Below are 11,761 nucleotides of genomic sequence, written 5' to 3' on the forward strand. Positions count from 1 at the left end.
GCACCATTTGAAAAGCGTTGCTAGAGGCCGCGCCCGCAGCGCCAAGAAACCTTTGCCGTTTCAGCGCATTGCCTAAAAGTGTGGACGCATAGCTCAGTTGGTAGAGCAGCTGACTCTTAATCAGCGGGTCCTAGGTTCGAGCCCTAGTGCGTCCACCATTTTTCTCCAAGATCACCGCGGCCATTCGGGCCCCCTACTTGGGACTGACACGAAATGCCTGCCTGAGCCTTCGAGCCGAACAGCGCTCAGGCTGCCACCGGCATAGCAGCCGGTATCGAGCCCGATCCGGTTGGCCCGGTCGGCAGGCTCGGCTTCGATCGTGTGTCCATGCACGACGACCTTGCCGTGATCCTTCTTGCTGGAGAGAAACGGGTCGCGGATCCACATCAGGTCGCGAGCCTTTTGCTTCTTGAGCGATTTGCCGGGGCGGATCCCGGCGTGCGCGAACGCGTAATCGTCGATCGTCACCATGGTTTGGAGGTTGCGCAGAAATTCGAGATGCGACTTGGGCAACGTCTCAACAATCAGCTTCGCGATCGTTCCGGCGCTCGAGAGAATCTTGGACTTTTTCACCCCGTAGCTTTCGAGCATTTCGCGACCGCCATAACTTAGCCAGCTGAACCCGTCCGATGCGTGGCCGTCGACCAGGTCGAGCAGCACCGCCTCGTGATTCCCCATCAGGAAATGGTGCGCATCGCCCGGGAGCTTTTCTTTCGCGAGACGCTTGAGGACGCCGCGGCTGTCGGGACCGCGATCGATATAGTCGCCCAGGAAAACGAGGTCGCTTCGACCTTCATGGCTTTCCAGATCGCTCTCGATCCATGCGAGCAGCTCTTCGAGTTCTTCGAGGTGCCCGTGAATGTCGCCTATCGCGTAAACGCGCCGTCCCTCGCCGATGCTGCTGACACGGTGCTTGGCCTTAAGTGAGGAAGCGAACTGACGCATCGAATTCACGAATGATTTACCTTCGAAGTTTAATCGCAAAATAACGGCTTGGTGCAAAAGCTTGTGCGACGCACCATGAAGTTATAGAAGGAAATGCAGCGGGACCAGACCCGACAGTGAGTAAATGATGAGCCGGATCCTAATCACCCTGATCGCGATGAGCAGCGTTGTGACTGCGCCCGGGACCGCTATCGCGCAAGACTCGGAGACAGAGGAAAATCGTCCGGAGCGCGTTCGGGTCGAATGTCCCGAATATCTCGCCAACGAGCCCGAGATCATCCAGGAAAAGTGCCGTGAAGCCACCGGGTTGCACGGTCAGCGCTGGTATCCTGGTGTCACGGTCCTGGTCCCCGTGGCAGCGCTCGCCGCCTCCGGCATTATACTGACCAGCCTCAAGGACGATCCACCGGTTAGCCGCTGATGCAGCAAAGGGGGGCACCGGGGGAATATCTGTCGCCTGTCCTGCTGCTCTTCGCGCTCGTTCTGGGCGGGGGCAGCACGCTGGGACTGGCCAATGACGGCTGGCTGTCCGCTATTGCAATCGTGCCCGTCGCCGCATTGATTGCTGCGCACTTCACGGGCCTACGACCGCTTCAACGCGAGGCCTGGTGGTTGATCGCGCTTGTCAGCGGAGTCCTTGCGCTCGCGTTCGTGCAGGCCAACTGGTCATCCTCCGGCCTGTGGTGGAGCGATACATCACGCGCTTCGGTTGCGAATGCGCTCACGCAGGCCGGCGTGGCGGTCAACGGTCCCTTGTCATTGACGCCGTCCGATACGCGGATTTTCTCGCTGCGCTGGTTATTCCCGCTCGCGATGCTGTTGGCCATCGCCGGAGCCGGCATAAGCGAGCGGAAGAGGACTGTTGCGCTGATCGCAATTCTCGGCGTCGTCGCGGCCGGGTTAAGCGTCGTTCAAGCGTTCGAACCCGCGTTGCTTCCCTATCGATCGACGACCGGAACAGGTGCAGGCTGGTTCGCCAATTCCAATCACCACGGACTATTCCTCGCCTGCGGGACAGCGGCGTTGGTTCTGCTGCTTCCACGCCGAGCGCATACGGAGCACCGATATCCCAAGACGTTCGAGCAGCTTCGGCCCTTGATGATTGGCGCGGGCGCGATCCTGTTGATGGGGATGGCCGTGCTGATGACAGGCTCGCGCGCCGCCCTGCCTCTCTTCCTTGTAGCGTTGGCGCTGGCCTTTCTTGCGCGTCCGCGAAATCGGGAACGTCCGATCGGATGGCTGCTCGCGCTGATCGCCCTTCCGGTCACGCTGATCCTGGCCTTGCTGCTGCCGCGCTACTTCGAAGCGGCCTTCGTCGGACCGGCGCTTGAAGACGATCCGCGGTGGAATGCGTTGCCGACGATTTTGGAGGCCGCAAGCGACGCGCTCCCTTGGGGCACGGGGTTCGGCAGTTTCGAGCGCTACTATCTGACGGTCGAGCCTTTCGATTTAATCGGAGGGTCTTCGCTCAACGAGGCTCATAACGAACTCGCGCAATGGTGGTTGGAAGGCGGTGTCGCGGGCTTGGTCTTGTTGCTGGCTTTTCTTGTCCTCCTCATCACCAAAGGATGGAAACGGCTTCGCGACGGCGAAGCGGTCGACAAGAGAGCTATTCGTGTTGGCGCTATGATGTTCCTGCTGATCGCGGTGCACAGCCTGATCGATTACCCTGCGCGCACTGTAGCGATGGGATCGCTGGCCATGGCAGCCGCGACGCTCTGGATCGTGCCGCCTGTTAATTCAGAGCGCAGAACTTCGAAGCTGTCCTTGCCAGTCATGGCGGTCACCGCGATCATCGCTGCGATCCTCGTTCCCCTCCTGCACGAACCGTTCGCGGAGCGTGGGATGGCAGAAGGTGTCGCGACGCGTGACGGCCATGTGCTTGCCCAACAGGCACTCAACGAGGCGCTCGACCCCGCCAGGACATCAACGGCCGGCGATACAGCGCGCAGGGCGCTGGTCAGTTCGCCGCTCGAAGTCAAAGCATTCGAAGCGCTGGCGCTCGTGGAGGAAGGCGCAAAGTCCGATGCATTGATCGACGCCGGGTTGAGTCTCAGCCGACGCAGCGGGATCCTGCCCGTTCTCAAGTTCCAGCGCGCGCTCGCCGACAGCGAATTCGCCGCCGCGGCCGACGAGGCGCTCTTGCTGATGCGTCGCGGCGAGGATGACGCAAACTTCCTTCGGGCGGTGCGGCTGGCAGCGCTCGAACCCGCGTTCGCGAAGGGCTTGGGCGCCCAACTCGATCCGGAGGCCTATTGGATCACGCCGGCCTTCGACGTCGATCCGGACGGCTATCCGATCGAAGCGGACGGCGCGAGCCGGCTCCTCCAGTCGTTACCGCGCATGGAAGGCGGACCCCCGCCCCACCTGGTCGGATCGACACTCGAGCAACTTTCAAAGAGCGAACGGCCGGAAGAAGCGGTCAACCTCTACAGGGCACTCTATCCCGATCGTGATCCGTTACTCGGAGCGCCTTACCCCAACGCACGCGCAATGCGTGACAATACATTGTTCGACTGGCGGATCTGGACGCCGCCGGGCATGCGCGTCTCGCACGACCTGGGAATGAGCCATATGGATCTGCGCGGCAACGGGCTGGCGGACGGGCCTTTTGCATGGCGCTATCTCGCCCTCGAACCGGGGCACCACCGTATCGGCGTGACGATGACGTCGAGCGGGTCGCGCCTGCCAGTCATGCCTGACGTCATTTGTATCGGTGGGTCGCAAGTGGCGCGTCTCGATCACGCCGGCCGCCAGCGCTACCAACTCGACGTTCTCGTGGATGATGGATGTCCGCTCGCGGTGCTGCGTCTGTCTGCGCGAGCGCAGCCTCGTCCATTTCGCCAAACCATCCGCGATTGGACGCACGAAAGGTTGCCACCGCGTTAACCATATTTTTGCAAACTTAATCTATTGAAATCACAGTGACTTCCTGACACGTTAAGTCAGAAGGCACATGCAGCGAGCTCGGGAAGGCTGCAGCATGCGACCGGGAGGGAAATTTGCGTAAATTCGTCATCATCTGCGGTACGGCACTCGCCGTAGCTGGCTGTGCGTCCAGCGGAGGGCTGGACGCCAACTCCACCGCAGTCGAGGTGCGCGGCGAGTTGCCCACTCCAGACCAAGCCGCCCAGGCTATCGACATGAGCGAATATCGCATCGGACCAACGGACAAGATCCGGGTCTCCGTCTTCGGCGCCGAAGAGCTCGACCGCGAAGGACTGGTCGATGCGGGTGGCCAGTTCCAGATGCCGCTGATCGGCGCGGTCGCCGCGGGCGGAACGACCCCCTCCGACCTGAGCGCCAAGATCGCCGACATGCTGCGCGGGCGCTACATCAAGGACCCGCAGGTCTCGGTCAACGTCATTGAAGCCCGCGCTCATTCGATCACCGTCGACGGTGCGGTCACCCAGCCCGGTATCTATCCCGTGGTCGGGAAGATGACACTGCAACAGGCGATCGCGACCGCGCGCGGCGCGAGCGATCTCGCCGATACCGATCGCGTCGTTGTCTTCCGGACGATCGACGGCACGAAGATGGCGGCGATGTTCGACCTCGACGCCATTCGCGAAGGCCGCGTCGCCGACCCGCAAGTCTATGGCAACGATATCGTCGTGGTCGGTGAAAGCGGAACACGCCGGTTCCTCAAAGATACGCAATCGCTGACCGCGCCAGTCCTCTCGCGCTTCATTCCGGTCTTCTAAGGCGGCGTCATGAACAAGCTTCCAACGCCTTTCGATAACGGAAACTCGCCTTCGCTGCCCGACAAGGGCGGCGCGTTCCAGTACGATACCCTCGGTCAGATCGACGAAGGCCAGTCCCTTCTGTTGCGCTACTGGGACATGGTGCTGCGCTGGCGTTACGTCATCGCCGCCATCGTCGCAGGGTTCCTCTTCCTCGGCCTCGCGGTGAGCCTTGCGTCGGAAAAGCTCTATACCGCCACTGCCCGCATTCAGGTCGATCGAAATGCCGCCAAGGTTGTCGACGTCGAAGGCCTCGATGACGACGCGCGGTTCAACAGCGAATTCTATCAGACTCAATATGAGCTGCTGCGTAGTCGGACATTGGCAGAGCGCGTCGCGGACGACCTGGCGCTGGCCGACGACGACATGTTCCTGGCTGGCGAAGAAGCTTCCGATGCACTCGCTCCGATGAGCGACGAAGAGCGTCATGCGCTGGCGACCGACATCGTCCGGTCGATGACCCGCGTGTCGCCGGTCGAAGGCTCGAGCATCGTCGACATCCGGGTCACTTCCGACGATCCTCAAATGGCTGCGGCGATCGCCAACGCGACGGCCGACCAATTCATCGACCTCAATTTTTCGCGCCGCTTTGACAATGCCGCCCAGGCCAGCCTCTTTCTCAAGGAGCAGCTCGATGACACGCGCGCCAAGCTCGAAGAAAGCGAACGGCAGGCGGCCGACCTCGCCAAGCGCGAGCGGCTCGTCACGACGACGGGTGCGGTCTCGGCGGACTCCGTGCCGCAGCAGTCGGTCGCATCGGCGCGCCTTGCACGACTGACCGACCGCCTCGCGGAGGCGACAGTGACCAGGGTGACCGCCGAAGCGGATTATCGCGCCGACATCGGCGGCAGCGCCGCTGCCAGCGCGCTCAATAACACTGCTCTGAATGAACTGCGCCGCCAGCGCGCCGAGAAAACGGCCGAATTAGCGAAGCTGGAGAGCGATTTCGGGCCCGAATATCCCAAGGTGGTGGCGTTGACTGCCGAGATATCGACCCTCGACGAGCAGATCGACAATGAGCAAAGCCGCGTCGGTCGTTCGGTAGCCCGCGACCTCGAAGACCGCTATCGTCGGGCGCTAGCGGCCGAAAACCAGCTGCGTGCCCAGGTGCGCGCTGCAGAGGAAGGCGTGCTCGATACGCAGCAGCGTTCGATCGCGCTCCAGATCGTACAGCGCGACGTCGAGACCAACCGCGCGCTCTATGAAGCGCTTCTCCAGCGCTACAAGGAGGTTGGCGTCGCCGGTGGTGTCGGGCTTAACAATGTCATGCTCGTCGATGGCGCACGCGTGCCAAAATACCCGTCTTCGCCGAACACGCCCCTGAACCTGCTGATCGCTTTGATGCTCGGTCTTTCCACCGCGGCTGCTGCGGTCATCGTACTCGATCAATTCTCCCGCTCCCGTCTTGAACCGAGTACTTTGCCCGCTCGTCTTGGCGTTCCGCTACTGGGTGCGACCCCGCTGGTGGGGCCTGAGCTGATCGAGCAGCGGAGCGGCAAATCGCAGCGCAAGGATTTGGGCGAGGCCTATTTCTCGGCGATGGCCGCGCTCCAGTTCAGCACCGATCAAGGCACGCCCGCCTCGATCTTGGTCACCTCGACGCAAAAAGGCGAAGGCAAATCGACCACCGCGATGGCGCTCGCCCGCGACCTCGCCAGTCTCGATCGCAAGGTACTCTTGATCGACGCAGACATGCGCGCGCCTTCACTGCACTCGCTCCTCGGTAAGCCGATCGACGCGGGCCTAAGCGACATTCTCGCCGGGCGGACGAAGATGAAGGATTTCGGCAAGCTCACCATCCAGGACAGCGCCAGCGGCCTGGCCGTCATGTTGTCGGGTACGCGCCCGCCCAATCCCGCCGAACTGATCGCCAGCCCGCGGATGGCCGAACTGGTCCAGGCGGCGCTCGCGAAATACGACCATGTCGTCATCGACGGCCCGCCGGTCCTTGGCCTCGCCGATGCGCCGCTTCTTTCGCGCTCGGTCGACGGCACGGTATTTGTCGTCGAAAGCGATCACACGAGCGCTGCTCGAGCCCAGTCTGCGCTCAACCGCCTCATGGGCGTCAATGCGCGCATTATCGGCGCGATCGTGACCAAGTATAACGAGCGCACGGGCCGGTACGGCTATGGCTACGGTTATGGTTACGGCAAGGATGCGGGTGACTTCCGCTATGGCGAGTGAACCTGTCCTCGGCATGACGAACGTTGCCTTGCGCCGGGTCGAGGGACGCAGTTTTCTCGAGACACGCAGTTTTGAACTGGGGACCTCTCTCCTCTTCGCGATCGTGTTCCCACTGCTCATCATGTTTATCGAGGGGCCGCACCTCTCCCTCTTTTTCTCGGCGCTTTCCAACGTCGGGGCCGTGCTGCTCGCGACTTATGCACGGTCGTCTCTGGCGTCCTTCCCCGGACTATCGGCCGGCCGCGCGATTCTCCCGACCATATTGGGGTCGCATTTCGCGATGCTGTTTGCGGTGCTCATGTTGCGCCTGCCCTACTCTCGCTCGGCACTGCTGCTGGGCCTTGTCGCGCATCTCGTGGTTGTCGCCATTCGTTTTCGCGCGACCATGCGGCAGCGCCAGACGATCGGTGTCCTGCCGGTCGGCGAAAGCAAGAGCCTGCCCTACGATCAGCGCATTCATTGGAGTCCAATGACGGTGCCGTCGATGGAGGAAGCGCGACGTCACGGCGCGCTGGTCGCCGACCTTTCGGGCGATGTTTCGCCTCAGTGGGAGCGCTTCATGACCGAAGCGGCGCTGGAAGGGATCATCATCTACCAGGCCAAGGAACTGGCCGAATCGCTGACCGGCAGGGTCGAGCCTGAACGTTTGAGCGAAAACGGGTTTTCAGCGCTGATGCCGACGCGGGCCTGGTTTCACATCAAGGGTTTGGCCGACCGGCTGGTTGCACTGGTTGCTCTTCCGATCCTCGCCATCCCGATGCTGGTCGTCGCGTTCCTCGTGCGCCGCGACAGTCCCGGCCCAGCGCTCTTCCGGCAGCAGCGTGCCGGCCACGCTGGGGTGCCATTCACCGCCTATAAGTTTCGCACCATGCGCGTCGACGAATGTGACGGGAATAGCTCAGTCATCAAGGCCCAGACGATCGACGACGACGAACGTATTACACGGTTAGGTCGCTCTCTCCGCCGGATGCGGATCGACGAATTGCCGCAGCTCATCAATGTGCTGAAGGGCGAGATGAGCTTGATCGGGCCGCGGCCCGAGCCGAAAGTTCTTACCGACTGGTATGAGCAGGAGCTGCCCTTTTATAGGCTGCGTCATGTCGTGAAGCCGGGAATCAGTGGCTGGGCGCAGGTCAATCAGGGGCACGTGAACGGGATCGATCAGGCGCAGGTCAAGCTTCACTACGACTTTTACTACATCAAATATTTTTCGCCCTGGCTCGACCTCATCATTCTGTTCAGGACGATTTCAACGATGCTGGGCCGGAAGGGCGCGCGTTAAAGTCCCATCGCGTCGAGCAATTGCGCATTGATGCGCTCGACCGAGAAACGCTCGCGCACCAGCTGCAACGAGCTCTCACCCATTTCGCGAGCGCGGTCGGGATCCTTAATCATCTCGGTTATGGCCGCCGCGAGCGCTTCGGCACCGCCTACGGGCACAAGCAAGCCATTGCCGCCGTGCTCGACCGTACGACGGCATCCTGGTGCGTCGGTGGTGATGATCGCCCGCCCCGTCGCCATCGCTTCCATCGTGCTGCGCGGGAGCCCTTCGCGGTGGCTCGGCAGAACGAAGACATGGGACTTGGTGAGTTCGGACCTCACGTCGTCGAGCTTTCCGCGATATTCGACCACCCCCTCCGCTACCCAACCTTCGAATTCCACGCGGTCGATGGCGTCCGGATTCTCGTCGAGTGGCCCGACGATGGTGAGCCGCGTCTCCGGATGCTCCTGACGGACACGGCGCATCGCCTCGATCAATTCGGGTAGGCCTTTCGATTTGAGCAGGCGCCCGACGAACAGGAAACGGATCGGCCCATCGGGCCAAGGTGCGGGTGTGAAATGATCGAGATCGATTCCCGAACCGTCGATGACCGACGCTTTGCGCGCATTTGCGATGAGATCGCGCGACAGGAAAAGGTCGCGGTCGTCTTCATTCTCGAAGAAGACCGTGTCGGCCTGTCGTAACGACCTGCGATAAAGATTCTCGACGATCCGGGCGATGATGGCGCGTTTGCCGGTGCGCGGACCGGTGAAGGCGTAGCCGAGGCCGGTGATATGCGCGAAACGGCGCGGGACGCCGGCATTGGCGGCTGCCATCGTGCCGTAAATGACCGGCTTGATGGTCATGGCATAGGTTACGTCGGGGTAGTGGTCGCGCATGAGTGCGGTGATATCCTGGAGCGTGCGCCACTCGCGTAGTGGGTTGAGCCCGGTTCGCGACAGCGAGAATTGCGCGCATTTCACGCCGTTACCGGCCAAAATCCCTGCGGCTTGGTGCGCCTCAAGGTCTGGCGCTGCGGCGACGACTTCATGGCCTCGCTCCACCATTGCGGTGAGAAGGTGAAGGCGCGCACCCGCCAACTCGTCGGGAATATTGGCGAGGACCAGGATCTTCATCGGACTGTCTTTCGTGAAGTCGCGAGCAGGACCATGCAAAGATAGAGGCCCGACCAGAAGACCGCGTGGCGCCCGAAGAAGAGGAAAGTCGACAAGATGGCGAGGATCGCGAGCATGCCTAGCCCGGCAAACTCACGCTCGCGCAGCAGTGCCAGACCGAGCCGGAAAAAGAGCGCGACCAGCACCACCAGGCCGACAATTCCGAACTGGGCCGCCCAGTCGATATAGAGATTGTGCGCTTCAAACGCGCCGAAAGGCGCAACCTGGCCTGAGAAATGGCCCGGCCCGTGGCCTGTAAACGGGCTTGCAATCCACGCCTCCACCCCGTGGGTCCAGACGCGCGTGCGAAGATCGCCCTGCCCAGTCTTTGCGTAAAGCGCATCGAATTGGCTGTAGAGGCCCCAGAAAATGGAGGCGAGACCCAGCGCCACTAAGACGCCCACGACCAGCGCGGCGCCTGGCCTCGGATTGCTCTGCCGATCAAAGCTAGTCTGGGCGATCGCAGCGAGCAACGCGAAACCAGCGGCAACAAGGAAGCTGTCGCTATCGGTCGCACGTCCCATGACTAGCATCAGCGCGATAAGCGGCAGCACCGCCTTCCAAGACCATTCGAGTCGATACCAAGCTATGAATAAAGCCATTAGCGCGACCGATATGACCAATGCGGCCTGGTTGGGATCGTTCGCCAAACCGAGGAATCTGTGGCCGAACTCCTGCAACTCGAGGCCGGCCACGCGCTCGCCAAACAATTGGAGCGTGAGGAAGGCCGCACCGAAGATGAGCCCGGTCCAGACCGCCATAGCGCCAAGCGCCTGGATGAAGAACCTATTGCCCCACGCGGCCTGTACAATTGGTGGAAACGTTAGCGCTAGCGCTAGAGCAAGCCATTGGCGTAGCCAGCCTTCGTAGGTCGTTCCTTGCCACTGGCTGGCCGCCAGGCCCACCCAACTCCAAACAAGCACCACCAAAACCAGCGCGCGATAGGTTTTCTGAAGCGGCAGGAGTGAAGGCGATGAGGTTTTCGTCGCAACGCGAACGAAAGCGACCAACCAAGTCACACCCAATAGGAGCTCGCCCGGACCGACAGCGCCGAAGCGAAGCTGGGTCGATACTCCAAGACATAGCGCAAGTCCTACCGCCCATGGCCCGACGCCCTGCAAGGTCATGCCTTCTCCGCGCGTGTGCAGATGGCTCGTAGCGAAAGCGCGATAATCACGAGATTCGCCGCAATATCGGTTGCGAGCGCAATCTCGAATGACGGGGACAGGATTAACAGCGCAGCCGTGACCAAGGCGGCCACAGCCGACCAAAGAGCAATGCGCAACTGTTCCCCACCACGAAGAAATCGCGTCGCCAGCACCCATGTCGAATAACGAAACAGGAATACGGCACCCACGAAGATTGAAAGGAGCATTTCGTGGCGGTCGAGCTGAGCGAGGATCGTCGCTTGGTAAACGGGTAGCGGCGCCGCCGCGAACCATAGTCCGACAAAAACCGAGCCGATGCCAGCGGCCGCAGCGAGAGCGATGATGAAAAAGTGTTCGAGCGCACGGCTACTCTTGCTTGGCAGCAGCACGCCACCGCGGGCGAACAGCAGCCCTTGCGTGGGTATGGTGAACTGGCGAATGAGCAGTTGTGAAATTGCGAAGCCTCCCTGCGCGAGATGTAGGCCGATGGCCGACAAGAGATAGCGCGGAAGATAGCTCACGACTGAAAGGATGCCATCGGCCAGGCCCAACGCATATCCTTTTCGAATCTCGAAAAGGCTTCGAAAAAACAGCCGTCCCTTCGCCGGGCCTCGGTTGTGATGGTGACGGGCAGCGAAGTGCAGGACGATCATCGCTGCGAAGGACGCGGCGACGGTAATCACTAGGAGCGTTTCAAGCTTGCCGTGATCGCTCGATGAAATTTGGGCTAGACCCAGAAGGTAGAGAATGACGAGGACAGCGTAGTTCATCGCGATGATGGCTGCGCGGTCGTTTCGTACGAGGATCGCAGCCGAGACCTCAGCTTGCCCTTCGAACAGGCGCGTGAAGAAAAATGCTAGCAAAAGCGTCGTGCCGACCATCGGAAAGGTGAGCCCGAGAAGCAATATGAATGGCATTGCGACGAGCGCGATCAGAAAACGGGCAATGTGTAATTGGTCATAGCGCGTCGCACCATAGTCGCCCGTGCTGATTCGCTGCGGAATTCCCATGGCCGACGCAAGGAAAACCGGCGTGACGATAGCAATGCCGAGCGTGACATCGGCAATGTCCCCGACGTCGAGCACAAGTGCGCCTCCCACGGCTGGCAAGGTCGCCAGAAGAATGCGTAGGCCGAGCGCAGTCGTCAGCACTGTGGCACTACGAACGATCATAGGTGCGCCTGCCAATCATTCGAAGTTTGCGAAATCGGCTCCACGCCACTCCCCTTCGGCCCATCCATCTATATGGCACCCTGCCACCAGCGCAACGGCAACACTTCCTTCGCCGCTCGCGCTGCGCCACAAG

9 protein-coding genes and 1 tRNA gene are annotated in these 11,761 nt (G+C 61.4%); 6 read left to right on the top strand and 4 right to left on the bottom strand.

Annotated features, from left to right (window positions below; translation table 11 throughout):
- The first annotated feature begins 82 nt into the window (after positions 1-82).
- Positions 83-158, top strand: a tRNA-Lys gene (locus KTQ36_RS08235).
- Positions 159-171: 13 nt separating this feature from the next.
- Here the strand turns inward: KTQ36_RS08235 and KTQ36_RS08240 are convergent.
- Complete coding sequence (locus tag KTQ36_RS08240) at positions 172-945, bottom strand: metallophosphoesterase (protein ID WP_255554804.1); 774 nt, start codon at positions 943-945, stop codon at positions 172-174.
- 127 nt (positions 946-1,072) lie between these two features.
- On the opposite strand from KTQ36_RS08240, the gene KTQ36_RS08245 reads away from it, so the two are divergent.
- The 5 genes from KTQ36_RS08245 to KTQ36_RS11420 all read left to right on the top strand — a co-directional run bounded on the left by KTQ36_RS08245 (position 1,073) and on the right by KTQ36_RS11420 (position 8,154).
- Positions 1,073-1,366: a hypothetical protein gene (locus tag KTQ36_RS08245; protein WP_218633200.1), complete on the top strand. Its 294-nt coding sequence runs from the start codon at positions 1,073-1,075 to the stop codon at positions 1,364-1,366.
- A complete protein-coding gene (locus KTQ36_RS08250; RefSeq protein ID WP_218633201.1) occupies positions 1,366-3,834 on the top strand; it encodes an O-antigen ligase family protein in 2,469 nt (822 codons plus the stop codon). The genes KTQ36_RS08245 and KTQ36_RS08250 overlap by 1 nt, the downstream gene beginning before the upstream one ends.
- A 113-nt stretch (positions 3,835-3,947) precedes the next feature.
- Entirely contained in the window at positions 3,948-4,649 is a 702-nt protein-coding gene (locus tag KTQ36_RS08255) for a polysaccharide biosynthesis/export family protein (RefSeq protein ID WP_218633202.1), read from the top strand.
- Between the two features lie 9 nt (positions 4,650-4,658).
- Positions 4,659-6,872 (top strand): GumC family protein, encoded by a 2,214-nt coding sequence (locus KTQ36_RS08260; protein WP_218633203.1) that lies wholly within the window; start codon positions 4,659-4,661, stop codon positions 6,870-6,872.
- A complete protein-coding gene (locus KTQ36_RS11420; RefSeq protein WP_255554454.1) occupies positions 6,862-8,154 on the top strand; it encodes a sugar transferase in 1,293 nt (430 codons plus the stop codon). The genes KTQ36_RS08260 and KTQ36_RS11420 overlap by 11 nt, the downstream gene beginning before the upstream one ends.
- Here KTQ36_RS11420 and KTQ36_RS08270 read toward each other — a convergent pair.
- From KTQ36_RS08270 to KTQ36_RS08280, 3 genes are all read right to left on the bottom strand, one after another.
- A complete protein-coding gene (locus KTQ36_RS08270; protein WP_218633204.1) occupies positions 8,151-9,269 on the bottom strand; it encodes a glycosyltransferase family 4 protein in 1,119 nt (372 codons plus the stop codon). The two genes, KTQ36_RS11420 and KTQ36_RS08270, sit on opposite strands and share 4 nt — an antisense overlap.
- Entirely contained in the window at positions 9,266-10,327 is a 1,062-nt protein-coding gene (locus tag KTQ36_RS08275) for an O-antigen ligase family protein (protein ID WP_345777717.1), read from the bottom strand. Before KTQ36_RS08275 ends, KTQ36_RS08270 begins: the two co-directional genes overlap by 4 nt.
- Positions 10,328-10,431: 104 nt before the next feature.
- On the bottom strand, positions 10,432-11,628 hold the full coding sequence (locus KTQ36_RS08280) for a hypothetical protein (RefSeq protein WP_218633206.1): 1,197 nt from the start codon (positions 11,626-11,628) through the stop codon (positions 10,432-10,434).
- Positions 11,629-11,761: the final 133 nt, after the last annotated feature.

The sequence above is a fragment of the Sphingomicrobium clamense genome (genome assembly GCF_019264355.1).
In the GTDB taxonomy this organism is placed as follows: domain Bacteria; phylum Pseudomonadota; class Alphaproteobacteria; order Sphingomonadales; family Sphingomonadaceae; genus Sphingomicrobium; species Sphingomicrobium clamense.

Coding starts and splice junctions, on each gene's coding strand:
- KTQ36_RS08240 (WP_255554804.1), bottom strand. CDS start 945: ATGCGTCAGTTCGCTTCCTCACTTAAGGCCAAGCACCGTGTCAGCAGC.
- KTQ36_RS08245 (WP_218633200.1), top strand. CDS start 1,073: ATGAGCCGGATCCTAATCACCCTGATCGCGATGAGCAGCGTTGTGACT.
- KTQ36_RS08250 (WP_218633201.1), top strand. CDS start 1,366: ATGCAGCAAAGGGGGGCACCGGGGGAATATCTGTCGCCTGTCCTGCTG.
- KTQ36_RS08260 (WP_218633203.1), top strand. CDS start 4,659: ATGAACAAGCTTCCAACGCCTTTCGATAACGGAAACTCGCCTTCGCTG.
- KTQ36_RS11420 (WP_255554454.1), top strand. CDS start 6,862: ATGGCGAGTGAACCTGTCCTCGGCATGACGAACGTTGCCTTGCGCCGG.
- KTQ36_RS08270 (WP_218633204.1), bottom strand. CDS start 9,269: ATGAAGATCCTGGTCCTCGCCAATATTCCCGACGAGTTGGCGGGTGCG.
- KTQ36_RS08280 (WP_218633206.1), bottom strand. CDS start 11,628: ATGATCGTTCGTAGTGCCACAGTGCTGACGACTGCGCTCGGCCTACGC.